The 22,768-nt window shown below is 72.2% G+C and carries 24 protein-coding genes; 14 read left to right on the top strand and 10 right to left on the bottom strand.

Features of this window, described 5'->3' with window-relative positions:
• Positions 1-558: 558 nt before the first annotated feature.
• The 7 genes from OZN99_RS01775 to OZN99_RS01745 all read right to left on the bottom strand — a co-directional run bounded on the left by OZN99_RS01775 (position 559) and on the right by OZN99_RS01745 (position 8,468).
• Positions 559-1,719 (bottom strand): MBL fold metallo-hydrolase, encoded by a 1,161-nt coding sequence (locus OZN99_RS01775; RefSeq protein ID WP_270933447.1) that lies wholly within the window; start codon positions 1,717-1,719, stop codon positions 559-561.
• The gene (locus tag OZN99_RS01770) at positions 1,716-3,569 is read right to left on the bottom strand and encodes a GNAT family N-acetyltransferase (RefSeq protein ID WP_270933446.1); all 1,854 of its coding nucleotides are present in this window, start codon (positions 3,567-3,569) and stop codon (positions 1,716-1,718) included. Before OZN99_RS01770 ends, OZN99_RS01775 begins: the two co-directional genes overlap by 4 nt.
• Positions 3,570-3,672: 103 nt before the next feature.
• Positions 3,673-4,419: a Crp/Fnr family transcriptional regulator gene (locus OZN99_RS01765; RefSeq protein WP_270933445.1), complete on the bottom strand. Its 747-nt coding sequence runs from the start codon at positions 4,417-4,419 to the stop codon at positions 3,673-3,675.
• A gap of 252 nt (positions 4,420-4,671) precedes the next feature.
• Positions 4,672-5,046: a phage tail fiber protein gene (locus OZN99_RS01760; protein WP_270933444.1), complete on the bottom strand. Its 375-nt coding sequence runs from the start codon at positions 5,044-5,046 to the stop codon at positions 4,672-4,674.
• Positions 5,047-5,122: 76 nt separating this feature from the next.
• A complete protein-coding gene (locus tag OZN99_RS01755) occupies positions 5,123-5,392 on the bottom strand; it encodes a hypothetical protein (RefSeq protein ID WP_270933443.1) in 270 nt (89 codons plus the stop codon).
• A gap of 19 nt (positions 5,393-5,411) precedes the next feature.
• Positions 5,412-7,766 carry a glycosyl hydrolase family 28-related protein gene (locus OZN99_RS01750; RefSeq protein ID WP_270933442.1) on the bottom strand — a complete coding sequence of 785 codons (2,355 nt, stop codon included), beginning with the start codon at positions 7,764-7,766 and terminating at the stop codon, positions 5,412-5,414.
• Between the two features lie 51 nt (positions 7,767-7,817).
• Positions 7,818-8,468 (bottom strand): hypothetical protein, encoded by a 651-nt coding sequence (locus OZN99_RS01745; protein WP_270933441.1) that lies wholly within the window; start codon positions 8,466-8,468, stop codon positions 7,818-7,820.
• A 348-nt stretch (positions 8,469-8,816) separates the two neighbouring features.
• Between OZN99_RS01745 and OZN99_RS01740 the strand changes: the two genes are divergently transcribed.
• The 12 genes from OZN99_RS01740 to OZN99_RS01685 all read left to right on the top strand — a co-directional run bounded on the left by OZN99_RS01740 (position 8,817) and on the right by OZN99_RS01685 (position 19,226).
• Complete coding sequence (locus tag OZN99_RS01740; protein WP_270933440.1) at positions 8,817-9,911, top strand: polyamine ABC transporter substrate-binding protein; 1,095 nt, start codon at positions 8,817-8,819, stop codon at positions 9,909-9,911.
• On the top strand, positions 9,908-11,077 hold the full coding sequence (locus OZN99_RS01735; RefSeq protein WP_270933439.1) for an ABC transporter ATP-binding protein: 1,170 nt from the start codon (positions 9,908-9,910) through the stop codon (positions 11,075-11,077). Before OZN99_RS01740 ends, OZN99_RS01735 begins: the two co-directional genes overlap by 4 nt.
• Positions 11,074-11,958, top strand: coding sequence for an ABC transporter permease subunit (locus OZN99_RS01730; RefSeq protein ID WP_270933438.1), 885 nt, complete (start codon positions 11,074-11,076; stop codon positions 11,956-11,958). Before OZN99_RS01735 ends, OZN99_RS01730 begins: the two co-directional genes overlap by 4 nt.
• On the top strand, positions 11,955-12,752 hold the full coding sequence (locus OZN99_RS01725) for an ABC transporter permease subunit (protein WP_270933437.1): 798 nt from the start codon (positions 11,955-11,957) through the stop codon (positions 12,750-12,752). The genes OZN99_RS01730 and OZN99_RS01725 overlap by 4 nt, the downstream gene beginning before the upstream one ends.
• A 46-nt stretch (positions 12,753-12,798) precedes the next feature.
• Entirely contained in the window at positions 12,799-13,176 is a 378-nt protein-coding gene (locus tag OZN99_RS01720) for a hypothetical protein (protein ID WP_270933436.1), read from the top strand.
• Positions 13,176-13,538 (top strand): hypothetical protein, encoded by a 363-nt coding sequence (locus OZN99_RS01715; RefSeq protein ID WP_270933435.1) that lies wholly within the window; start codon positions 13,176-13,178, stop codon positions 13,536-13,538. The genes OZN99_RS01720 and OZN99_RS01715 overlap by 1 nt, the downstream gene beginning before the upstream one ends.
• Before the next feature lie 99 nt (positions 13,539-13,637).
• Positions 13,638-14,837 carry a pyridoxal phosphate-dependent aminotransferase gene (locus OZN99_RS01710; protein WP_270933434.1) on the top strand — a complete coding sequence of 400 codons (1,200 nt, stop codon included), beginning with the start codon at positions 13,638-13,640 and terminating at the stop codon, positions 14,835-14,837.
• Positions 14,837-15,268 (top strand): GNAT family N-acetyltransferase, encoded by a 432-nt coding sequence (locus OZN99_RS01705; protein WP_270933433.1) that lies wholly within the window; start codon positions 14,837-14,839, stop codon positions 15,266-15,268. The genes OZN99_RS01710 and OZN99_RS01705 overlap by 1 nt, the downstream gene beginning before the upstream one ends.
• Positions 15,269-15,326: 58 nt before the next feature.
• Positions 15,327-16,529 (top strand): pyridoxal phosphate-dependent aminotransferase, encoded by a 1,203-nt coding sequence (locus tag OZN99_RS01700; protein ID WP_270933432.1) that lies wholly within the window; start codon positions 15,327-15,329, stop codon positions 16,527-16,529.
• Complete coding sequence (locus OZN99_RS01695) at positions 16,526-17,527, top strand: GNAT family N-acetyltransferase (RefSeq protein ID WP_270933431.1); 1,002 nt, start codon at positions 16,526-16,528, stop codon at positions 17,525-17,527. The genes OZN99_RS01700 and OZN99_RS01695 overlap by 4 nt, the downstream gene beginning before the upstream one ends.
• Positions 17,524-18,045, top strand: a complete 522-nt coding sequence (locus OZN99_RS01690) for a DinB family protein (RefSeq protein ID WP_270933430.1) — start codon at positions 17,524-17,526, stop codon at positions 18,043-18,045. Before OZN99_RS01695 ends, OZN99_RS01690 begins: the two co-directional genes overlap by 4 nt.
• A 65-nt stretch (positions 18,046-18,110) precedes the next feature.
• On the top strand, positions 18,111-19,226 hold the full coding sequence (locus OZN99_RS01685) for a PP2C family protein-serine/threonine phosphatase (RefSeq protein ID WP_270933429.1): 1,116 nt from the start codon (positions 18,111-18,113) through the stop codon (positions 19,224-19,226).
• A gap of 1 nt (position 19,227) precedes the next feature.
• Here the strand turns inward: OZN99_RS01685 and OZN99_RS01680 are convergent, their stop codons facing one another.
• Positions 19,228-20,118, bottom strand: a complete 891-nt coding sequence (locus OZN99_RS01680; protein WP_270933428.1) for an alpha/beta fold hydrolase — start codon at positions 20,116-20,118, stop codon at positions 19,228-19,230.
• 105 nt (positions 20,119-20,223) lie between these two features.
• On the opposite strand from OZN99_RS01680, the gene OZN99_RS01675 reads away from it, so the two are divergent.
• Both OZN99_RS01675 and OZN99_RS01670 read left to right on the top strand, forming a co-directional pair.
• Positions 20,224-21,141 (top strand): NAD(P)-dependent oxidoreductase, encoded by a 918-nt coding sequence (locus OZN99_RS01675; protein ID WP_270933427.1) that lies wholly within the window; start codon positions 20,224-20,226, stop codon positions 21,139-21,141.
• Positions 21,142-21,145: 4 nt separating this feature from the next.
• Positions 21,146-21,934, top strand: coding sequence for an N-acyl homoserine lactonase family protein (locus tag OZN99_RS01670; protein WP_270933426.1), 789 nt, complete (start codon positions 21,146-21,148; stop codon positions 21,932-21,934).
• Positions 21,935-21,993: 59 nt separating this feature from the next.
• Here OZN99_RS01670 and OZN99_RS01665 read toward each other — a convergent pair whose 3' ends face one another.
• Both OZN99_RS01665 and OZN99_RS01660 read right to left on the bottom strand, forming a co-directional pair.
• Positions 21,994-22,323 (bottom strand): hypothetical protein, encoded by a 330-nt coding sequence (locus OZN99_RS01665; RefSeq protein ID WP_270933425.1) that lies wholly within the window; start codon positions 22,321-22,323, stop codon positions 21,994-21,996.
• A 43-nt stretch (positions 22,324-22,366) separates the two neighbouring features.
• Positions 22,367-22,768: LysE family translocator (locus OZN99_RS01660; RefSeq protein ID WP_270933424.1), on the bottom strand; the 402-nt coding region annotated here is incomplete at its 5' end.

The following is a 22,768-nucleotide window of genomic DNA, read 5'->3' as shown; positions in this document are numbered from 1 at the left end:
CCGCAAGGGTGGGGAGCGGTCCTGCCATCGGCCGTCGATCAACCTTCCGCACGTTTGGGCTTCGGCACGCGCCGACGGCAGCGCGGATGGGTCAGCGCTCCATCGGTCAGACCGCACCCGCGGGCAACAGGGCGCGCTCGTCGTGACCATGGCGGATGCCACCACGTAGCGGCCGCACCCTGCCAGCGCCCACTCCGCAACGCGCTCGACGAGGCGCCCGCCGCTATCGCGGACTGGCTCGGGCGCGGACAACCTTTGATCTTGCTGGGCAGGGCCCGCCGGATCGCGGCAGCGGTCACCAATTGGTCGACGCGGCCGGCATTGGCGACCGAGTTGCGCGGCCTTTGCTCACGCCAGCGCGGCTACGTGGCGCCAGAAGGGGTATGTCGGAACCTCACACTCGGTATGGCCGCGCTCTAGGAGCGACTACACCGATGTGCTACAAAGTCTTCGTTCGGCACCCTCGATTCATGCTTGGTTTTCCTGGCAATTCGTGGCTTCTGGAGAGAGTTCAATCCTCTCCAGCAGCACCAGCGGCGGCCCGGCGTGTTGCGGCTGTCACCTGGCCAACGCCCGCACCGAGCGCAGGATCGCTTCCAACCCCTGTGTCATGCTGCCCATCGCGCCAAAGATGTCGCGCGTCTCGGCCAGCAACCCCCGCGCTCGGCCAACCGCGACGCCGAGTTCCGCCTCCGCCTGGCCCGACACGGCGCCATGCCCAGGCAGCAGCAGCCGCGGGCGCAGCGCGGCCAGGCGCTCGAGCGACAGCGCGTAGTCGCTGATGTTGCCGGACGCGAAGATGCCGCCCAGCGCGCCTCCGCCCATCACCGTGTCGCCGGAGATCAGCGTCCCGCTGTCCGGATCGTGCAGCGAGATGCTGCCGGAGGTGTGGCCCGGGGTGTGCAGGACGGTGAAGCGCCAGGGCGGCGCCGCGATGACGGATCCCTCCTCCAGCGTCAGGTCCACGCGGGCGGGGGGCGCGTTCTCGCCGAACAGGTCGCGCACCGTGGCGAAGTCGTCGCCATGGACGATCTTCGTCGCCGCCAGCCGATGCGCGGCAACCAGCGGCCCAGCCGGCAGGCAGCCGACCCCCGCGGCGTGGTCGGCATGCTCGTGCGTCAGCACCACCAGGTCGAGCGTGTCGGCAGGATGGCCGGCCTCGGTCAGCGCCGCGGCCAGGGCCGGCGCTGTCGAGGCGAAGCCGGCATCGACCAGCACGCGGCGGCGGTCGCCGACGATCAGGTACGCGTTGGCGGCGCGTGACAGGGACCGCAATTGCAGCAGCCCCGGCCGCAGCTCCACGGCCTGGAAGCCGCCCGGCGCGCGACGGAACGTGGCATCGCGGGGGGGCGGCGCCGGCGTGCCGCGCTGGTAGCGCACCAGCGACGCGATGACCGAGAGCGCGAAGGCAGGCTGCTGGCTGACCAGGTAGACGAAGCGTGCCTCGTCCACCGGCAGCAGCCGTGCGCCACTCGGGCCGGCGCGCACGCTGCGCATCCGCGGGCCGCCATCCACCAGAGCGATCTCGCCGAACACGCCGCCGGGGCCCAGACGGCTTTCCGTCGCGCCATCCGTGCCGAGCACCTCCACCTCGCCGGAGATCACGACGAACATCTCGCGCCCCGGCTCGCCGGCATGCACCACCTCCTCGGCTGGGCCGTAGAGGCGCGCGGCGGCGGAGATGCCGGGCGGCACGCCGGCGGTGTCGCCGGCGCTCATGCCGGGGCCTCGAACATGATCGTCATGCGCACCTCGTCCTCCTCCCGCTCGATCGTCACCCGTCCGGCCGAGGTGGCCGCGAGGCGCTTCATGCGCGCGTTGCGCGGCAGGATCGCCGCGACGAAGCCGCGCACGCCGCGCGCCTGGGCATAGTCCTGAAGGCGGGACTGCAGCGCAGCGCCGAGCCCGCGCCCCTGCCACGCCGGTGCGACCATATAGGCCACCTCCGCCAGGTTGCTGCGCGGATCGAGGAAATAGCAGGCGCTGGCCACAGCTTCCTCCGCCTCGCGCGGGCCGGTGACGGCCAGGAAGGCGACGGCGGTGTCATGGTCCACGTTGCAGAGCCGCTCGGCCTCCTGCTGCGACAGGCTGCGGAGCCGTGCGAAGAAGCGCGTGTAGCGGTCCTCCTCGCTCAGCCGATGGAACAGCGCCTGCACCGCGGGCGCGTCGCCGGCGCGGGTCGGGCGGATCAACACCTCGGCCCCGTCCTTGAGCGCAACGCGCCGCTCCTCCTCCACCGGATAGGGGCGTTGCGAGGCGAGGCGCTGCCCGGCGGGCAGCAGGCCGCGCGCCTTGGCCGCATCGAGCAGAGCGGGGCGATGCGCGGGGTCGGCGATCTCGATCAGGGCCAGGGCGCGCTCGCGCAGGGATTTCCCGAACAGATGCGCGATGCCGTGCTCCGTGGCGACGAAGTGCACATCCGCGCGCGGCACGCCCACGGCGGCCCCGGGCGGCAGCAGGTCGCGGATGTTGGACTGGCCGTCCGGCGCGGTGGCGGGCAGGCAGATGATCGGCTTGCCGCCGGCGGAGCGCGCGGCGGCGCGCAGGAAGGCAGGCTGGGTGGAGATGCCGCCGTAGAGCGTGCCCTCGGCATGGTCCACCGTCGCCTGGCCGGTCAGGTCTACCGCGAAGGCCTGCGTCAGCGAGACCAGCTTCGGCTCGGAGGCCAGCAGCGCCTGGTCGCAGGCGCGCTCGATGGGCAGGAAGGCGAAGAGCGGGTTGTCGTCCAGCGCGGCATAGAGCCGCGCGCTACCGAATGCCCGGCTTGCGACGACGCGGCCGGGATAGCTGCGCTTGCGCGCGCCGGTCAGCGCCCCGGCCTCGACGAGGTCCAGCACCCCGTCCATCACCACGTCGCCGTGGAAGCCCAGGTCGCGACGGTCCGCCAGATGGCGCAGCGCCTCGTTCGGCAGGCGGCCCATGCCGACATGCAGCGTCGATCCGTCCTCGATGACGGAGGCGGCGTGCCGCGCCACGCGGCGCGCGACCTCGGCGTCCAGTGGCGGGTGGAGGTATTCGGCGACCCCGCCCGTCACCGGCACCAGCGCGGCGAAGCGTCCCGCCGGCACGAAGCTCTCGCCATGGGTGCGGGGCATGCCGGGCAGCATCTCCGCGATCGCCCGGCAGCCCGTGGCGAGCACGGCCGGCCCCAGCTCGACCGAGACGCCGAGGCTGACGAAGCCGCGCGGATCGGGTGGCGAGACCTGCAGCAGCGCGAGGTCGATGCGCAGCCGCCCGCTCGCCAGCAGGGCCGGCACCTCGTCCAGCGCGATCGGGACATAGTCGGCCAGCCCGCTGGCCACCGCCGCCCGCATGTCGCTGCCGACGAAGAAGATGCGGTGGCGGAAGCGGGAACGCAGCGCGGGCGACCCGCCGGGCGGCATGCCGGCGACGAAGCTGACAAGTTCCACGTCGGCGGGCGGGGAGGCCATGGCTTCCAGCGCGGCGATCAGGGCCTGCGGCGTCGCGCAGGCGGAGCCCAGGAAGATGCGGCTGCCGGGCGTGATGCTGCGCACCGCCGCCTCCGGCGTCAGGATATCCGGTGCCGCACCTGTGGCGCGGATGTCCATGGTCCGCCCGCCTCTTGGCCATCTGGCGGCGCTCCGGGGGAAGCCGGCGGCCGCCGCGCGATCTTCGCAAGTGGAAGGCCGCGGCGCCAGGGGCGGTGCCGGGTCAGTCCTCCATGCTGCCGTCGGTCAGTTCCAGCAGCGCCTCGCGCTTCAGCAGCTCGACGCGGCCGTGGCTGGGCTCCCGCACCCAGCCGCGGCGCCGGAAGGCGGTGAGGGTGCGGCTCACCGTCTCCAGGGTCAGGCCCAGGAAATCGGCGATATCGCCCCGCGTCATCGGCATATCGAGCACCGCCCCGACCTGGTGGCGCCGCCGGCCGGCCTCGGTCAGGGACAGCAGGAAGGCAGCGACGCGCGCCTCGGCGGTGCGGCGGCCGACGGTGACCAGCTGCTCCTGCGTGGCCGCAAGTTCCTGGACGCAGAGATCGAGAAGCCGTCGCTCCAGGGCGGGATAGCGCCGCAGCAAGCCATCCAGCCGCCGGCGTTCGATCCGGCAGACCTGCGCGGGCGTCAGCAGCTGCGCGGCGAAGGGATAATGGTCCGCGCCGGTATAGCCCAGCACGTCGCCGGCGAACCGGAAGCCCAGCACCTGCTCGCGCCCGTCCGGCAGCAGCCGCGTGAGCTTCGCGGTGCCCTGGACCAGGGTGTAGATGTGCGCGGCCTTGTCACCTTCGCCGAACAGCATGTCCCGCGGCGACAGGCTGAGCTGTTCCGTCTCGGCCAGCACGTCGTCCAGGCTTGCCGCGTCGAGCGGACGGCACAGGCCGGCAACCCTGGACCCACAGGTGGCGCATACCTCGCCCTCGCCCAGCGCCTCGCGCGCCATGCGACGGGCAGCATCAAGCGGGTTCACCCCCGTCTCACTCCCCAACCCCGACACCGCGAAGATATCCGACCCCGTCACTCGGCTTCAAGAGGCTTTGACAGTCGCGGTGTCAGGCTGGCTGGGCAACGTTCGGCCGTGTCACGACGGCCGTACACCTGAAGGCTCGACCGGCGTAGCCCTGACTGCGTTCAGGGCTACGCCGGTCTCGCTTCTCTGGCCCGGCGATTAACGCCCTTCGCCGTGCCCACCTTCGGTGTGCACACTCAGGGCTATCGCGGGCTACTCGGGCGTGACGGTCAGGGCGTCGACGGCAACCGTGACGGTCCCTGGCCCGGCCACCGTGACGGACGCCGAGAGCGGCGCCCAGGTCAGCGGATTGCCGCCCGTCGCGGCGTCGAAGAGGCCGAGATGGGTCAGCGTCCCGGCCGCGCTGGTGAAGGTGAAGCTCAGCGCCGCAGCGTTGCGCTGCGCGCCGGTGCCCGTGAAGGTCACGCGCTGGCGGGCATAGCCGGTGCCGGCCGGCTCGCCGGTGATGCCGGCGGCGTCCGAGCCGCCGGTGCCCAGCGCGGCCCAAGCCGCAGTCGGCAGGCTCGGCAGGCGTCCGCACAGCGCCCGGGCCAGCAGGTTCTTCGCGTGGTCGGTCAGGTCGGTCATCCGGTCGGGATCCTTTCGGGTCGGTGTCGGAGCCAGCCGCGCAGGCGGCCTGGCGGTGGCGGCGGCAGGGCGGGTGTCAGAAGCTGCCGATCAGCGTCGCGGAGAGCTCCGCCGGGGTCTCGGCAAGCCCGGCCGGCAGTGGCAGCGCCTCGCGCGCCACCAGCGCGGCATAGGCCACGCCATCCACCTCGCGCGGGGCCTCGCCGGCGGGCGGGATGAAGCCGCCGACGCGCGGGTCGATGGCTGCGCCGGGCGCGTCCTCCGGCCCGTTCCAGCCGAGCGTGCGCAGCGCCGCGGCCACCGCCTCGGGCGGGCCGTGCCAGCGGCAGAGGGTCCAGTCGGTCATCTCAGGCTCCTGTGGAAGGTCAGGGCGCGGCGGCGCCGGACAGCAGCAGCACACGCGTGGTGCCGCCGTCCGGGCTGAAGGCGAGCAGCGTGGCAAGGCCGCCGGCGCGGATCCTGGTCAGCCCGTCCGGGTTGGTCGGCGTCGCGGCCGTGAAGCCGGCCAGGGTGAGGGCGAGATCGGCGCCGGTCCGGTTCACGACGAGGCAGGAGAAGCCGTCGCCTGTCGCCGCCCAGTCGATGGACAGCGTCGTGCCGGCATTGGCACTGACCAGGCGGCCGTTATGCGCGGCGAGCGTCAGCGCGGTGGTCGATGCGGTGGCGACCACCGGCAGGCGGCGGGCGGTGAACTGCGCGTCCACATAGCCCTTCGTCGCGGCCTGCAGCGCGGCGGTCGGGTCGGCGGGAAGCACCAGCGGGCCCTGCAGCGTCACCGTGCCGGTGGAGGCGATGCGCAGCCGCTCCGCCAGGCCGCCCGTGCCGCGGGTCTCCACCACGAAGGCGCCGGTTTCGGATCCGGCGGCGACGGTCTCGCTGATGCCGCCGGCGCGGGCGAAGGCGGTCTCGGTGCCGGCGGCGTTGTGACCGCTGAACACCACCTGGCCGAGCGTGTGGCCATTTGCGGGGGTGGCCGAGACGCGGCGCAGCGTGACGGTCATGGGCGCCGTCATCGACGCATTGGCGCCGAGCAGCAGGCCGCCATTCGGGTTGGTGCCCGGCGTGCCGCCGATCTGCAGCGGCGCCAGCGACCCGGTGCCGATCGAGACGGCATAGGCCGTCGCCGCGTCCTGGTTCTCGAAGTCGAGCTCGGCGCCCTGCGTCTCGGACCGGCGGGAGAGCACCGTGATGGTCCCGTCCGCCGAGCCGCGCGCGGCCTGGGTGCGGTTGCCGACCAGCACGATGCGGGAGGTGTCGGCCGGCGTCTGGCCGGTGAAGGTCGCGCTGCGCGTGTCCGAGGCGACGACGGAGAGGCTGTCGCCGGTACTGGCCAGGAAGACCGAGGCCGCGGGCAGATCGCAGGCGACCAGCGTCAGGCCGCCATCCAGCACCTCCGCCGTGCGCCCGGAGCCGCCGCCGCCCACCATCACGCCGACGAACTGGTTGTCGCCGTTGTTGGAGGCGCTGCTCTGCACGCGGATGGCGGTGGCCATGCTGCTGATGAAGCCGCCCACCCACTTGGTGCGGAAGGCGCTGCCGCGGATCCAGGTGCCGAGCGTGAAGGGGTCGCGCAGGGTCAGCAGGTCGTCGACGCTGCAGTTGTGCAACTGGATCGACTGCGCGCCGTCGCCCAGGTCGAAGCCGATGTCGAAGCCGTAGCAGAAGCAGTTGACGAACTCCGCCACGTCGCTGCTCTCGACGCGGAAGGCGGTGCCCTGGCGACGGTTGTTCCAGACCGAGAGCACCCCACCGCCTGTCCAGCCGCCGGAGAAGCCGACGCCCTGCAGGTCCACCCGCGTCGCATCGACCACGGTGGCGAGCGCGCGGATGTTGCCGGGCGGGATGCCGCCCAGGCCGGTGACGTTCACCAGATCCCCGGTGACCAGGCCATGCGCGGTGGCGGTGGTGATCCGCACCAGACCCGCGCCGTTGTTCGCGGCACCGGTGACGGTGAACTGCACCAGCGAGACGGTGCCCAGGTTGCCGGTCAGGAAGGGCCAGAAATGCACATCGTGGATGCGCGTGACGTCGTAGGTGCGCGACAGCCAGATGCCGTTGCGGCAGTCCCCGCGCATGCGCCGGATATTCAGGCGCTGGCTGTTGTCGGATCGCAGCGCCAGGTCGAAGCCCAGCACCAGCACGTCTTCCACCAGCACGTCGTGATGCGTGCCCGACGCGTCGCCGATGGTGATGGCGGTGCCGGCCATCGCGGCGCGCAGGTTGATGCCGGCGCGCATCGTCGCCGGCGGCGCGCCCATGCCGTCGCGGATCACCGCGACGCGGCGCAGCGTGGCGGCGCGCATCACCCGGACGGTGCGTGCCGCATCCAGCAGTATGGTGCCGGGGATGGTGCGGTAATCGCCGGCCGGGCGCTGGCCGCCGGGGAAGATCGGCCCCTCGAGGCAGACATTCTCCTTCACCACCAGCTCGGCCGCCGCGACGCGGTAGCGCCGCGGGCCGAGCCGGACGATGCCGCCGCCGGCCGCCGCCGCCGCGTCGATCGCTGCCTGGATAGCGGCCGTGTCGTCAGCGGTGCCGTTGCCGACTGCGCCGTAGTCGCGGACATGGAACATCCGCTCGACGAAGATGCCGGCGGTGATCTGAGCGAAGCTGGCGCGGCGCGTCTGCGCCGCCACGCCGATGCCCTGCACCACGGGCGCGAGATCGGCGGCCGCCAGTTCGGTGGCGACCGGAAGGTCGGAGATGCGTGTGTCGGCCATCGGGCCCTCTCGTTCGTTGCGCGGATCGGGGAGCGGGGAGGGGAGGGGCCGTCAGATCAGCAGCCGGTCGCCCGCCTGCGTGACCAGCACGTCGCCCGCCTGGGTCAGCAGCACGTACGGCGCGCTGACCGCGAACGGCGCGGAGAGATCCGCGACCTGCGGGAAGCCGACCGCCTCCACGCGCAGCCGGTAGCCCGTGCCGGCCGCCGGCGCCGGCAAGGTGGCGCTGGCGGAGCCGCCGCTGACCGCTGCCGTCTGCGGCCCGCGAACCGTCGTGCCGCCGGCGTCGCTGATCGAGAAGGCGACCTGCGCCACCGGGCCCGCGACCGCTGCCTCGGCCTGCACGGTGCCGCCGGCGATCGGGTTGCCGGCGAGCGGCGCAAGCAGGACGCTCATTGCCACCGCGCTGGCCACCTGCCGGACCGAGAAGCGCTGCGCGGAGGTGCGGTTGACGCGGAAGGGCACGGCGAAGGTATCCACCACCAGGCCCGGCGCCATGTCCGTGCCCAGTCGCACGGTGGTCAGCGTGAGCGCATCGGCGGCCTGCAGGAACATCACGTCGCCGCTGACCAGGCGCGCGGCGGCGCCGGCGAAGTAGCCGGGCGCGAGCGCGGCCGCCCGCGTATCGGTGGTGCGATAGAGCCAGATGGTGAACCCGCCATTGGCGACGAGCGGGACGAGCGAGGCGTTGTCGAAAGGCATGCGGGTCTCCGGTCGGGCGCGCGCGGCCGCGGCGCGCGCGGCTGCGCGTGCCGGGACCTCGGGAGTACGGACGAGGGACGGGATGGCACCCGCGCGCGGCTCGGGCGGCACGGGGGCGCGCGTGGCCTGCGTGCCGGCGGTGCCGGGCGCAGGGCCTGCGCGAGATGGGGGTGTTGCCGGGCGAGGCTGGACGCACCTCGCCCCGTGGCAGCGCCGGTCTAGCCCGGGCGGCGCAACGAAGTCAAGAAAAATATCCTAGAACAGCGGTATCCTGTCCTGCCTCGCGGCGCAGACGGCCATGCGTGGTAGGGTCTGCCCACCCGAATCGGCCCCATCCGGGAGATGCCCATGCGACGCCTGTTCCTGCTCGGCGCCTGCCTGGCCGCGACGCTGCTCGCCGCACCCCTGGCGGCACAGGAACGCGTGCTGAACGTGTTCAACTGGAACGACTACATCGACCCCTACATGGTCCAGCGCTTCACGCGGGAAACCGGGATCCGCGTGCGCTACGACGTGTTCGACAGCCTGGAGACGCTGGAGGGCCGGCTGTCCGCCGGGCGCACGGGCTACGACATCGTGGTGCCGACCAGCGAGCCCACCTTCTCGCGCCTGGCGCGCGCCGGGGCCTTCCGGCCGCTGGACCGCGCGCTGCTGCCGAACCTGCGCAACCTGGACCCGGCGCTGCAGGCGCAGGTCGCCGCCTCCGATCCCGAGAACCGTTTCGGCGCGCTGTATCTCTGGGGCACCATCGGGCTCGGCCTGAATGCCGAGCGCATCCGCGCGCTGGCGCCCGATGCGCCGATGGACAGCCTGGCGCTGCTGATGGACCCGCAGCACGCCCGCCGCATCGCCCGCTGCGGCATCACCATGATGGACAGCGCGATCGACGTGATCCCGACGGTGCTGCACTACCTCGGCAAGGATCCGAACAGCACCGATGCGGGCGACCTGCGCGAGGTGGAGCGAGCGCTGCTGGCGATCCGGCCCTTCATCCGCAACTTCTCGACCGGCGGCGCCATCGAGGCGCTGGCCGGCGGCCAGTCGTGCCTCGCCTTCGGCTATTCCGGCGACATGATCCAGGCCGGGCTGCGCGCGCGCGAGGCGAACCGCGGCGTGGCCGTGCAATACGTGGCGCCGCGGGAGGGCGCGCAGCTCTGGTTCGACCTGCTCGCCATCCCCGCCGACGCGCCGAACCCCGAAGCCGCGCACGCCTTCATCAACTTCCTGCTGCAGCCGGACGTGATGGCCGCCATCACCAACCACGTCCGCTACCCGAACGGCGTGCCGGCCAGCCGCGCGCTGGTCGCGCCGGAGGTGGCCGACGACCCGGCGGTCTTCCCGCCGGAGGCGCTGCGCGCGCGCTTCTTCACCATCGGCCCGGTGCCGCAGGCCGCGGAGCGCGCCCGGTCGCGGGTCTGGGCGCGGTTCAAGGCGGGTCGGTGAGCGCAGCGCCCGGCACCGCCATCCCGGCGCGGTCGCGCCGCTTCGACGAGCCCTGGCGCGATCCGGCGGCCGAGCCCTTCCTGCGCATCGAGGGCGTGACGAAGCGCTTCGGCGGCTTCGCCGCTCTGGATGGCATCGATCTGTCGATCTACCGCGGCGAGTTCTTCGCGCTGCTCGGCGGGTCGGGCTCCGGCAAGTCCACGCTGCTGCGCATCCTGGCGGGGCTGGAGCGACCGGACGCCGGTCGCGTCGTGCTGGACGGGCAGGACATGGCCGGCGTGCCGGCCCATGCGCGGCCGGTGAACATGATGTTCCAGTCCTACGCGCTGTTCCCGCACATGACCGTCGCGCAGAACATCGCCTTCGGCCTTCGCATGGACGGCGTGCCGCGCGCCGCGGCGCGGGAGCGCGTGGCCGAGATGCTGGCGCTGGTGCGCATGGAGGGCTTCGAGGCGCGCAGGCCGGCTGCGCTGTCCGGCGGGCAGCGCGCGCGCATCGCGCTGGCGCGGGCCCTGGCGAAGCGGCCGAAGCTGCTGCTGCTGGACGAGCCGCTCTCCGCGCTCGACAAGAACCTGCGGGAATCCATGCAGTTCGAGCTGCAATCCATCCAGGAGCGCACCGGCACCACCTTCGTCATCGTCACCCACGACCAGGAGGAGGCGATGACGATGGCCACGCGGCTCGGCGTGATGGACCGCGGCACGCTGGCGCAGGTCGGCACGCCCGGCGAGGTGTACGAGCTCCCGAACAGCCGCTTCACCGCCGAATTCCTGGGCACTGCCAACATCCTGGACGGCGTGGTGGAAACGACGGGGCCGGCCGGCACGCGCATCGGCTCGGCCGAGTTCGACATGGCCATTCTCTCCGACGCGCCGGCGCCGAAGCCGCCCGGCAGCCGTGTCTACGTGGCGCTGAGGCCCGAGCGGCTGAGGATCGACCGGGTCGACGCCGCGGAGGCGCGGCACGGCGAGAACCGCCTCGCCGGCCGCGTGCGCGACATTGCCTATTTCGGCGACTTCTTCATGTACCATGTGGAGCTGGATGGCGGCCGCGTGCTGCGCGTCAGCCAGCCCAACCTGCGCCGCATCACGGAGCGCCCGGTGGACTGGGACGACCAGGTCGTCGTCACCTGGGACGGCCAGGCCAGCCTGGTGCTGCCGGAGTGACGCCGCGCCTCCGCCGCGCCCTGGTGCTGGCCTTGCCGGCGGCCTGGATGCTGCTGTTCTTCGCGGCCCCCTTCGCCATCGTGCTCTCCATCGGCTTCGCCGAACCTGCGGAGGGGATCCCACCCTACGCGCCGCTGCTGCGGCGGGGCGAGGACGGCGCGCTGCAGCTGCAGCTGAACATGGCGAACCTGCAGCTGCTGCTGGAGGACCCGTTCTATGCCGAGGCCGCGTTGCGCAGCCTGCGCGTGGCCGCGGTCTCCGCCACGCTCTGCCTGCTGGTCGGCTACCCGATGGCGCTGGCCATCGCGCGCGCGCCGGAGGGCTGGCGCAACACGCTGCTGATGCTGGTCGTGCTGCCCTTCTGGACCTCCTTCCTGCTGCGCGTCACCGCCTGGATCGGACTGCTGCAGGACCAGGGCTGGATCAACGGCGCGCTGCTCGCCCTGGGCCTGATCGAGGATCCGCTGCGGCTGCTCTACACCGACCTCGCGATGTATCTGGGCATCACCTATTGCTACCTGCCCTTCATGGTGCTGCCGCTCTACGCCTCCCTGTCCAGGCTGGATCCGGCGCTGCTCGAGGCGGCGGCGGACCTCGGCGCCCGGCCCTGGCGCGGCTTCCTGGCGGTGACGCTGCCGCTCTCCCTGCCCGGCGTGGTCGCCGGCTACCTGCTGGTGTTCATTCCTGCCGTCGGCGAGTTCGTCATCCCGGAATTGCTGGGCGGCCCGGGCGCGCAGCTGATCGGCCGCGTGCTCTGGACCGAGTTCTTCCAGAACCGCGACTGGCCCCTGGCCTCGGCGCTGGCGGTCGTGCTGCTGCTGCTGCTCGTGCTGCCGATCGCGCTGTTCCAGTCGCGCGCGACGAGGGATGCGGAGCGATGAGTGGTCTCGGCCGGTTGCTGGTGCCGCTCGGCTTCGGCTTCGCCTTCCTCTACCTGCCGATCCTGCTGATGGCCGTGTTCTCCTTCAACGAGAGCCGGCTGGTCACCAGCCTGACCGGCGTCTCCACCCGCTGGTACGTGGCGCTGTGGCGCAACGAGGCGCTGATGGAGGCGCTGTTCCTCTCGCTGCGCATCGCCGCCGTCTCGGCCACCATGGCGACCATCCTCGGCACCCTGGCCGGCTTCGCGCTGGCGCGCTTCGGGCGGTTCCGCGGGCGCGGCGCCTTCGCCGGCATGATGGCGGCACCGCTGGTGATGCCGGAGGTCATCACGGGCCTGTCGCTGCTGCTGCTGTTTGTCGCGCTGGAGCAGGCCTTCGGCTTCCCGGCCGGACGCGGCGCCACCACGGTGGCGATCGCGCATGCCACCTTCGGTGCCGCCTACGTGGCGGTGGTCGTGCAGGCCCGGCTGCGCGACCTTGACCTGAGCCTCGAGGAGGCGGCGATGGACCTCGGCGCGCGGCCCTGGCGGGTGTTCCTGCTGATCACGCTGCCCCTGGCAGCGCCGGGGATCGCAGCCGGCTGGCTGCTGGCCTTCACCCTTTCGCTCGACGACCTGGTGATCGCCAGCTTCGTCTCCGGGCCGGGCGCCTCGACGCTGCCGATGGTGGTGTTCTCCGCCGTGCGGCTCGGCCTGACGCCTGAACTCTACGCGCTGGCCACGCTGACCGTGCTGGCGGTGGCGGCCACCCTGCTGCTGGCGCTGCGGCTCGGCTTCCGCCCACCGCGCGCCTGATCCTTGCCACAATCCCGGCGCTCTCCCGCGCCAGCCTGACGACGCGATGCGCCGATTGCTTCCCGCCCTGCTGCTGAGCCTGCCGCTGGCCGGCTGCGCCGAGAACTGGCAGCGCCCCGGCACGACCGTGGAGCAGGCCGACCGCGACTTCGCCCGCTGCCAGCAGGCCGCCGCCGCTTCCATTCCCGCGCGGATGGAGCGCCGCGAGAGCTCCCCAGAGCGCACGGTCTACCGCCGCGTCTGCCGCAACCAGGGCGGCCGGGAGGTCTGCCGCGACGAATACTCCCACCGCGTCGCGGCGACCTACGAGAACGTGGACGTGAACCGCGACGCGCGGATGGAGCTTGCGCGGGCCTGCATGCGGCAGCAGGGCTACACCCTGGACGGCCTGCGGGCCGGCCCGCCCACCACGGTGCGACCGTGATGCCACGCGCCCTGCTTCTCCTGCTCGTCCTGCTCGTCGGCGGCTGCGCCGAGCGCTGGGTGCGGCCGGGCACGACCGAGGCCGAGGCGGATGCCACCAATGCCGTCTGTCAGGACCGCTCGGAACTGGCGGTGCCGCCCCAGATGGTCTGGCAGATGGTGGAACCCGCCGGCTACGACCGGGACCGTCGGTGCTGGCGCCAACGGGACGGGCGCGAGGTGTGCGAGACCTTCTCCCGCTGGCGGCCGGCGCGCTATGCCTGGGTGGACGTGGCCAGCGGACCGCGCGACGCCTGGCGGCGGGAATGCATGCGGGCCAAGGGCTTCACCTTCCAGGGCTACCGCCCGCTCCGCCTGGAATAACGCCCAGGCCGGTGGACGCACCGCGCCCGTGGGATTAGGAAACGGACCGGCCGCGACCGGGGCATGCCTGTCCGGGGCGGCAGGGAACGCCAAACCGCCATGCACCTCATCGCCGACCGCCTGGACCGCATCTCGCCCTCGCTGACCATCGCCATGACGGCGAAGGCCCGCGCCCTGAAGGCGGCGGGGCGCGACATCATCTCGCTCGCGGCCGGCGAGCCCGATTTCGACACGCCGCGGAACGTCAAGGACGCCGCCATCGCCGCCATCGAGCGCGGCGAGACGAAGTACACGGATGTCGCCGGCACCATGGCGCTGCGCAAGGCCTGCGCCGAGAAGTTCAAGCGCGACAACGGCATCGACTACAAGCCGGAGGAGATCCTGGTCGCCACCGGCGGCAAGCAGGTGATCTTCGACGCGCTGGTCGCCACCATCAACCCGGGCGACGAGGCGATCATCCCCGCCCCGTGCTGGGTGTCCTACCCCGACATCGTCGCGCTGGCCGAGGGCAAGCCGGTGATCGTGCCCTGCGGCCCCAACCAGGGCTTCAAGATCACGCCGGAGCAGCTGGAAGCCGCGATCACGCCGAAGACCAAGTGGTTCATCCTGAACAACCCCTGCAACCCGTCCGGTGCCGGCTACACGGCGGCCGAACTCAAGGGCCTGGCGGAGGTGCTGATGCGCCACCCCGACGTCTGGATCTTCAGCGACGACATCTACGAGAAGCTGACCTACGGCATCGAGTTCGCGACGCTGGTGCAGGTGGAGCCGCGGCTGAAGGACCGCACGGTCACCATGAACGGCTGCTCCAAGGCCTATGCGATGACCGGCTGGCGCATCGGCTTCGCCGGCGCGCCGGTGCAGCTGATCAAGGCGATGGACAAGCTGCAGAGCCAGTCCACCTCCAACACCAGCAGCATCTCCCAGGCCGCGGCCATCGAAGCGCTGACCGGCCAGCAGGACAGCGTCGAGGAGATGCGCAAGGTCTATGAGCGCCGGCGCGACCTGGTGGTGGGCATGCTGAACAAGGCTGCCGGCGTGCGCTGCCCGACGCCGGAAGGCGCCTTCTACGTCTTCCCTGACATCCGCGGGTGCCTCGGCAAGACCAGCGCCAGCGGCAAGCGGATCGAGACCGACGAGGATTTCTGCCTGGCGCTGCTGGAGGAGCAGGGCGTCGCCGCCGTGCACGGCGCGGCCTTCATGTTCCCCGGCCACTTCCGCATCAGCTACGCCACCGACGACGCCTCGCTGAAGGATGCCTGCACGCGGATCCAGGCCTTCTGCGCCGGGCTGAAGTAGTGCCGATCGGCTTCCGTCCCGCGACGGAGGCCGATTTCGACCATGTGCTGGACCTCTCGATCCGCACGATGCGCGCGCATCTGGAGCGGATCGGGCGGTTCGACCCGGCACGCCGGCGCGCGCGCATGCGCCAGCACTTCGAGGCCCGCAGCCTCCGACTCATCGAACGCGACGGCACCGTCATCGGCTGCCTCGGCCTCTACGACCGCGGCGACCGCATGGAGCTGCACAGCTTCTTCCTGGAGCCGGCGCTGCAGGGCAGGGGGGTGGGCGCGGAGGTCTTCGCCGCGCTGCGCGCCAGCCATCCCGGCCGCGGCTGGTGGATCGAGGTGCTGAAGGAGAGCCCCGCGCGACGCTTCTGGGAACGCCAGGGCTTCGTGCTGGTCGGCGAACAGCCGCATGACTGGATCATGGAACGCGGCGCGGATTGAGCGGGGCGCGGCAGCGGACTAGGTTGCGCCTTCCCCCTGCCCGGAGATCCCGCCCGCCATGCCCGCGCTCGCCAGCCGCCTGAAGGACATCGAGATCTCCGCCTCCGCGGTGATGACGACCAAGGCGCGCGAGCTTGCCGCGCAGGGCATCAAGGTGATCTCGCTGGCCATCGGCGAGCCCGACTTCGACACGCCCCGCCACGCGATCGAGGCCGCCTACCAGGCGGCGCTGGCCGGCGACACCAAGTATCCGCCGCAGGACGGCACGAAGGCGCTGAAGCAGGCCGTGCAGCGCAAGTTCAAGCGCGACAACGGCCTGGACTACGCGCTGGACGAGATCATGGTCTCGAACGGCGGCAAGCAGGTCATCATGAACGCGCTGCTGGCCACCTGCGACCAGGGCGACGAGGTGCTGATCCCCGCGCCCTACTGGATCAGCTACGCCGACATGGCGAAGCTGGCGGGCGGCAAGCCGGTGCTGGTCAACTGCCCGCAGAACAACGGCTTCAAGCTGCGGCCGGAGGACCTGGACGCCGCGATCACGCCGAAGACCAAGTGGCTGTTCCTGAACTTCCCGAACAACCCGACCGGCGCGGCCTGCTCGCGCGCCGAGATGAAGGCGCTGGCCGAGGTGCTGCTGAAGCACCCGCATGTCTGGGTGCTGACCGACGACATGTACGAGCACCTCGTGTACGACGGCTTCGAGTTCTGCACGATCGCGGAGGTCGAGCCGCGCCTCAAGGATCGCGTGCTGACCGTCAACGGCGCATCCAAGACCTATGCGATGACGGGCTGGCGCGTCGGCTTCTGCGGCGGGCCGAAGGCGCTGATCGCGGCGATGGTCAACATGCAGAGCCAGCTGACCAGCGGCATCAGCACGGTCGGCCAGGCGGCCGCCGCCGCCGCGCTGGACGGCCCGCAGGACCTCGTGAAGGAGCGGGCCGCGATCTACAAGGCGCGGCGCGACATGGTGGTGGAGATGCTGAACCAGGCGCCCGGCATCGCCTGCCACAAGCCGGAAGGCGCCTTCTACGTCTTCCCCAACGTCGCGGGCTGTCTCGGCAGGACCAGCGCGGGCGGTCGGCGCATCGCGACCGACACCGACTTCGCCCTGGCGCTGCTGGAGGAGAAGCATGTCGCCGTGGTGCAGGGCGCCGCCTATGGCATGAGCCCCTACATCCGCATCTCCTACGCGACGGACACCGACAGCCTGCGCGAGGCCTGCACGCGCATCCAGGAGTTCTGCCGCGGGCTGGCATGACGGGCGCGCGGATCCGGGGAGGACGGGACAGCGACGCAGAGGGTTTCATCCGCCTGATCGGCGAGTGCTGGGCCGACTATCCCGGCTGCATCCTCGACGTGGACGGCGAGCTGCCGGAGCTGCGCGCGCTGGCGACCTATTTCGGCCGGGACGGCGGCGCGCTCTGGGCCGCCGAGCAGGACGGGCAGGTGGTGGGCATGGCCGCCACCCGCCCGATGCAGCAGGACGCGGCCTGGGAGATCTGCAAGGTCTATGTGGCGAAGGCGTGCCGCGGCACCGGCCTGGCCCACGACCTGCTGGGCACGGCAGAGGCGCACGCCCGCACCGGCGGTGCGCAGCGCCTGGTGCTGTGGACCGACACGCGCTTCGAGGCGGCGCACCGCTTCTACGAGAAGCGCGGCTATGTCCGCCAGGGCTCGATCCGCATCCTGGACGACATCTCCAACAGCTTGGAGTTCCGCTACGCCAAGCCGGTGGCCGGACTGGTGGTGGAGGCGCTGGACGCCGCGGCGGCCGCCAGCGCGGAGCGGCGCCTCTCGGACCTGCTGATCGCCTGCGTCGCCAGCGGCGCCAGCCTCACCTGGCTGCCGCCCCTCGTGCCCGCCGTCGCGCAGGCCTACTGGAAGCAGGTCTCGTCCCAGGTGGCATTGGGCAAGGCGGTGCTGCTGGTGGCCTGGCTGGACGGGGAGCTGGTCGGCACCGTGCAGCTCGGCCTGGACATGCCGGAGAATGCCCCGCACCGCGCCGAGCTCTCCAAGCTGATGGTCGATCCGCACTGCTGGCGCCGGGGCGTCGGTCGTGCGCTGATGCGCCGCGCGGAGCAGGCCGCGCGCGGCATCGGCCGCAGCCTGCTGGTGCTGGACACCCGGCTCGGCACCGCGGCGGAGGCGCTGTATCGCGAGCTGGGCTGGGTGGAGGTCGGCACCATCCCCGGCTTCGAACTCGGCCCGGACCGCGCCCCGGCCGATGCGGTGTTCTTCTGGAAGGCGATCCGATGATCACGCCCGACTGGGTGCGGCTGATGGCCGCGTACAACGCGGAGATGAACCGCCGCCTCTACGCCGCCGCGGACGGGCTGGCGCCCGCGCAGCGACAGGCGGATCGCGGCGCCTTCTTCGGCTCCATCCAGGGCACGCTGAGCCACCTGCTCTGGGGCGACCGCACCTGGATGCACCGCTTCGCCGCCTGGGAGAAGCCTGAGGGCGGCATCAAGTCCAGCCCTGGCCTCTACGCCGATTGGTCAGCGCTGAAGGCCGCGCGCGCGGAGGCCGATGCCGGCATCGAGGCCTGGGCCGCGCGACTCGACGCCGCCTGGCTCGACGGCACCCTGAGCTGGTCCAGCGCCGCGCTGGGGCGCGACGTCACGCGGCCGCGCTGGGTGCTGGTCACCCACTTCTTCAACCACCAGACCCATCACCGCGGACAGGCCCATGCCCTGCTCACGGCCGAAGGCGCGGCGACCGGCGACACCGACCTGCCCTTCATCCTGGACCTCCAGGCGCTCGGCCTGGGCTGAGTCCTTGCCTGAACCGTCCCGGTGACGTCATGTTGCAGTTCCGTCATTCATGAAGGTCGCCGGCTTTGGACGATACCGAGCGCACGACGATCCGCCGCCCCGGCTCTTCGCCACCGCCGGTCGAGGATTCGGTGCTGCACGTGGTGCAGGTGGAAGGCGAGGGCTCGGCGCCCGGCAAGCGCATCGTGCTGGGCGAACTGCCGGTGCGCATCGGGCGCATCGAGGGCAATGACCTCGTCCTCGCCTCGCCTGAGGTTTCCCGTGCCCATTGCAGCCTGGCCCTGAGGGACGGGCGGGCGGTGGTGACCGACCTCGGCTCCACCAACGGCACGATCGTCGATGGGGAGCGGATCGCGCAGCCGACGGAACTCGGCGCCGGCACGCGCTTCCGCGTCGGACCCTTCACGCTGGTCTATCTCCGCGGCCCCCGGCGTGCGCTGGAACGCGCGGCGGAGATCGAGCGTGACCTCGATCGGGCCGCGCACTACGTGCAGGCGCTGCTGCCGCCTGTCCTGCCGACCGGTCCCGTGCGGGTTGACTGGCGCTTCGTGCCGTCGGTCTCGGTCGGCGGCGACGGCTTCGGCTACCGCACGCTGCTGGACGGCCGCTTCGTGGTCTGGCTGATCGACGTGGCCGGGCATGGCGTGGGCTCGGCGCTGCTCGCCGCCTCGGTGATGACCATGCTACGGGAAGGCGGCCCGCCCGGTGCCGATCCCGGCGATTGCGGCGCGGTGCTGTCCGCGCTCGACGCCGTGTTCGAGATGGACCGGCATGGCGGGCTGTTCTTCACGTTGTGGTACGGCGTGTTCGACCCGGCGACGCGGCGCCTGGACCACGTCTCCGGTGGCCACCATGCCGCCTACCTGATCGCCGGCGGCGCGCCGGAGCCGGTCGGCACGCGCAACCTGCCGGTCGGCAGCGGCATCCCCGGCCGTGCCCCGCAGACCGGCTCCGTCACGGTGCCGCCGGGGGCGCGGCTGCACCTGTTCAGCGACGGCGCCTTCGAGACGCAGGGACCGGGCGGAAAGCAGAACGCGCTGCCCGATTTCCTGCCCGCCTTGTCCGAGCCGCCGGTGCCGGGCCTGCCCGAGCCCGAGCGCCTGCTGCGCGCGGCGCAAGCGCTGGCGGGCGGCGAGCCCTTCGAGGACGACGTCTCCATCGTCACGCTGGAATTCGCCTGATCTACCTCGCCCGCGCGTCCAGGAAGCCGTCGAGCGCCGCCAGCACCTCCCCCGGCGCTTCCTCGGCCAGGTAGTGGCCGGACTGCACCGGGCCGCCCGTCACCGTCCCGCTGGCGTAGTCGTGCCAGACCTCCAGCGGGCGGTACCAGACCCCGACCTTCCCCTTCGCGCCCCACAGCGCCAGCAGCGGGCAGGCGACGCGGTCGCCGGCCGCGCGACTGGCGCGGTCGTGGTCGAGGTCGATCGTCGCCGCGGCGCGGTAGTCCTCGCAGATCGCCTCCACCGTGCCGGGCGCGTGCAGCGCAGCCAGGTAGTCGGCGCGCGCATCGGGGTGGAAGAATCCCTTGTCCTTCGGCTCCCGCGAGGTGTGGAGGTCGAACCAGTCCTCGACGTCGCGCTGGATCATGCGCTCGGGCTTCGGGTGCGGCTGGGCCAGGAAGAACCAGTGATAGTAGCCCATGGCGAAGGCCATGTCGGTCGTCTCGAAATGGTGCAGCGTCGGGACGATGTCCATCACGCAGAGTCGCTGCACCGCCCCCGGGGCATCCAGCGCCAGCCGATGCGCGACGCGCGCGCCGCGGTCATGCGCGACGACCTGGAAGCGCTCGAAGCCGAGGCCCCGCATCAGCGCGAGCATGTCGCCCGCCATGGCGCGCTTCGAATACGCGGCATGGTCGGCCGAGACCGGCGGCTTGCCGGAGAAGCCGTAGCCGCGCAGGTCCGGGCAGACGACCGTGAACCGTTGCGCCAGGACCGGCGCGACCTTGTGCCACATCGCGTGCGTCTGCGGGTTGCCGTGCAGCAGCAGCAGCGGCGGTCCCGAGCCGCCCCGGCGCAGCCGCAGATCCACGCCATCGCCCTGGCGTCGTTCTTCCGTGAAGCCCTCGAACATGTCGCCTCCATCTCTGGACCGCCTGAAGTGTAGCCGCGACTCGCCCGGTTGACCCTCGCCCGGCGCACGGCGCAGCCTTGCCCGGCAAGGGCAGGGAGGCAGCGCATGGGCGGCTCGATCGGACGGATCGGGTTCATCGGGATCGGCCGCATGGGCTGGCCGATGGCACGAAGGCTGGTGGAGGCCGGCTTCGCGGTTGCCGTGCACGACGCCGTCCCGGGCCGCGCGGCCGCCTTCGCGGCGGCTTGCGGCGGCCATGCGGCGGCTGGCGCCCCGGAAGCCGCCACGGGCGCGGATGCCGTGGTCACCATCCTGCCCACCAGCCGCGAGGTGGAAGCCGTCGTCGCGGCGATACGCCCCGTTCTGGCGCCCGGCGCCGTCTTGGTCGAGATGTCGTCCGGCGAGCCCTCCGCCACGCGCGCCATGGCGCAGTCGCTGGCCGGGCAGGGCGTCAGCCTGGTGGATGCGCCCGTCTCCGGCGGCGTCGCACGGGCGGAGACCGGTGAACTCGCCATCATGACCGGCGGCGATCCCGCCGTGCTCGATCGCGTCGCGCCAGTGCTGCGCGCCATGGGCACCGCCATCACCCGCTGCGGCGATGTCGGTGCCGGCCAGGCGATGAAGGCGCTGAACAACCTGGTGAGCGCGGCAGGCTTCCTGGTCAGCGTGGAGGCGCTGCTGATCGGCAGCCGCTTCGGGCTGGATCCCGCGACGATGGTGGAGGTGCTGAACGCCTCGACGGGGATGAACAACAGCACGCAGAAGAAGCTGAAGCAGTTCGTGCTGTCGCGCGGCTTCGATTCCGGGTTCGGGCTGGACCTGATGGTGAAGGACCTCTCCATCGCGCTGCAGGTGGGGCGGGAGACGAACACGCCCGCGCCGCTGGCGGCGCAGACGCGGGAGCTCTGGGCCGCCGCCGCCGCGCTGCTCGGGCCGGGCCAGGACCACACCGCCGCCGCCCGCTTCGCGGAGGCGCTGGCGGCGGGGGAGCTGACCTCGCCGCAGGTCGCTAGGAAGGGCTGATCCGATGTGGCAGGTGCTGGCGCTGCGCTACGGCGCGCATGAGCGGATGGCGCAGGCGAATTTCCTGATGCCTGTGGCGGACGCGCATGACGCGATGCCGATCGACTACTTCGTCTGGCTGCTGCGCGGGCCGGGCGGCCGCGAGATCCTGGTGGACACGGGCTTCGACCCGGAGACGGCGGCGCGCCGCAACCGCCCGATCATGCGCACGGTCGCCGACTGCCTGCGCGCCGTCGGCACCACGCCGGAGGCGATCCGCGACGTCATCATCAGCCACCTGCATTACGACCATGCCGGCAATCTCGGCCTGTTCCCGAACGCCACCTTCCACATCCAGGACCGGGAGGTCGCCTTCGCGACCGGCCGGCACATGTGCAGCACCTGCCTGCGCACCACCTTCGAGGTCGAGGACGTGGTGAAGCTGGTCCGCGCCGTCTATGCCGACCGCGTCTGCTTCCACGACGGCGAGGGCGAGGTCGCGCCGGGCGTCACCGTGCATCGCGTCGGCGGGCATACGGACGGGATGCAGATGGTGCGCGTGGCCACCGCGCGCGGGCCGCTCGTGCTGGCCGTGGACGCCGCGCACTTCTACGCCAACGCGGAACGCCAGAACCCCTTCCCGATCCTGTTCGACCTGGGTGCGATGGTGCAGGGCTGGCGGCGCGCGCGGCAGCTGGCCGGCGGCGACGAGAGCCTGGTCATCCCGGGCCACGACCCGCTGGTGCGCAGGCGCTACCCGGCGATGGACGCGGAGGGGGAGGTGGTGCGGCTCGACCTGCCGCCGGTCGCGTAGCCGTCCGATCGCCGAAGGGCGCAGACCGGAGGCGTGAATCGGCCGGCCCGGAACCTTCGCTACTCGTTGGCGAAGGACCAGGCCGCCAGGCCGAGCCCGACGACGGCGAACAGCATGGACAGGCCGGGCCAGGTGGGCCGCGGGCCCCGATAGCCGAAATACCAATTCAGCGCGAAGGAGCCGAGCAGCGCGGCGGTCGCATCGGCCCAGTGCGCCTGGTAGAAGCCGCGCGCAATCAGCGCCCCCCAGCCGATGAGCGAGACAAAGGCCAGGCCCCGCCAGATGAGGTCCGCGACCGGGTTCTCCGGCCGCATGCGCGGATCGGCCGAGCGGGTGTGGATGTAGGCCGCCACCGAGAGCAGCAGCGCGGCGAGGAGGGCGGCGGACATGGTCCGCCCGGATAGGGCGGGATCGCCCCGCCATGCAAGCCGCTCAGGCCGGGCGCCCGCCCAGCAGCAGCCGCAGGCCGAGCGCCACGAACAGAACGCCCGCCACGCCGTCCAGCCAGCGCGCGAAGCCCGAGAGCCGCGCCGCCGCGCGGTCCGCGCCGGCGATCAGCAGGCCATAGACCGGCAGCGCCATCAGCGGCACCAGCGGGCCCAGGATCGCCATCTGCAGCCACGCCGGCGCACGGCCGGGATCCACGAACTGCGGCAGGAAGGCCAGGAAGAACAGGATGACCTTCGGGTTGGTCAGGTTGGTGACCAGGCCGTCGCGGTAGGCCGCGCGGGCCGGCGCCGCCGGCTGCAGCCGCGCCCCGCCCCGCCACGCCGCACGCAGCGCGCCGAAGCCGAGCCAGAGCAGGTAGAGCGCGCCGGCGATCCGCAGCGCCTC

Source organism: Falsiroseomonas oryzae, assembly GCF_027856955.1.
In the GTDB taxonomy this organism is placed as follows: Bacteria; Pseudomonadota; Alphaproteobacteria; order Acetobacterales; family Acetobacteraceae; genus Falsiroseomonas; species Falsiroseomonas oryzae.
The sequence above is the reverse complement of the archived record's forward strand: the minus strand, read 5'-3'. Positions and strand labels throughout refer to the sequence as shown.

What these genes read in the sequence shown, in the direction of transcription:
- OZN99_RS01680 (WP_270933428.1), bottom strand. Translation starts at nt 20,118, where the DNA reads ATGTTCGAGGGCTTCACGGAAGAACGACGCCAGGGCGATGGCGTGGAT.
- OZN99_RS01690 (WP_270933430.1), top strand. Translation starts at nt 17,524, where the DNA reads ATGATCACGCCCGACTGGGTGCGGCTGATGGCCGCGTACAACGCGGAG.
- OZN99_RS01720 (WP_270933436.1), top strand. Translation starts at nt 12,799, where the DNA reads ATGCGCCGATTGCTTCCCGCCCTGCTGCTGAGCCTGCCGCTGGCCGGC.
- OZN99_RS01670 (WP_270933426.1), top strand. Translation starts at nt 21,146, where the DNA reads ATGTGGCAGGTGCTGGCGCTGCGCTACGGCGCGCATGAGCGGATGGCG.
- OZN99_RS01760 (WP_270933444.1), bottom strand. Translation starts at nt 5,046, where the DNA reads ATGACCGACCTGACCGACCACGCGAAGAACCTGCTGGCCCGGGCGCTG.
- OZN99_RS01675 (WP_270933427.1), top strand. Translation starts at nt 20,224, where the DNA reads ATGGGCGGCTCGATCGGACGGATCGGGTTCATCGGGATCGGCCGCATG.
- OZN99_RS01715 (WP_270933435.1), top strand. Translation starts at nt 13,176, where the DNA reads ATGCCACGCGCCCTGCTTCTCCTGCTCGTCCTGCTCGTCGGCGGCTGC.
- OZN99_RS01750 (WP_270933442.1), bottom strand. Translation starts at nt 7,766, where the DNA reads ATGGCCGACACACGCATCTCCGACCTTCCGGTCGCCACCGAACTGGCG.
- OZN99_RS01695 (WP_270933431.1), top strand. Translation starts at nt 16,526, where the DNA reads ATGACGGGCGCGCGGATCCGGGGAGGACGGGACAGCGACGCAGAGGGT.
- OZN99_RS01665 (WP_270933425.1), bottom strand. Translation starts at nt 22,323, where the DNA reads ATGTCCGCCGCCCTCCTCGCCGCGCTGCTGCTCTCGGTGGCGGCCTAC.
- OZN99_RS01710 (WP_270933434.1), top strand. Translation starts at nt 13,638, where the DNA reads ATGCACCTCATCGCCGACCGCCTGGACCGCATCTCGCCCTCGCTGACC.
- OZN99_RS01725 (WP_270933437.1), top strand. Translation starts at nt 11,955, where the DNA reads ATGAGTGGTCTCGGCCGGTTGCTGGTGCCGCTCGGCTTCGGCTTCGCC.
- OZN99_RS01700 (WP_270933432.1), top strand. Translation starts at nt 15,327, where the DNA reads ATGCCCGCGCTCGCCAGCCGCCTGAAGGACATCGAGATCTCCGCCTCC.
- OZN99_RS01770 (WP_270933446.1), bottom strand. Translation starts at nt 3,569, where the DNA reads ATGGACATCCGCGCCACAGGTGCGGCACCGGATATCCTGACGCCGGAG.
- OZN99_RS01755 (WP_270933443.1), bottom strand. Translation starts at nt 5,392, where the DNA reads ATGACCGACTGGACCCTCTGCCGCTGGCACGGCCCGCCCGAGGCGGTG.
- OZN99_RS01745 (WP_270933441.1), bottom strand. Translation starts at nt 8,468, where the DNA reads ATGCCTTTCGACAACGCCTCGCTCGTCCCGCTCGTCGCCAATGGCGGG.
- OZN99_RS01775 (WP_270933447.1), bottom strand. Translation starts at nt 1,719, where the DNA reads ATGAGCGCCGGCGACACCGCCGGCGTGCCGCCCGGCATCTCCGCCGCC.
- OZN99_RS01740 (WP_270933440.1), top strand. Translation starts at nt 8,817, where the DNA reads ATGCGACGCCTGTTCCTGCTCGGCGCCTGCCTGGCCGCGACGCTGCTC.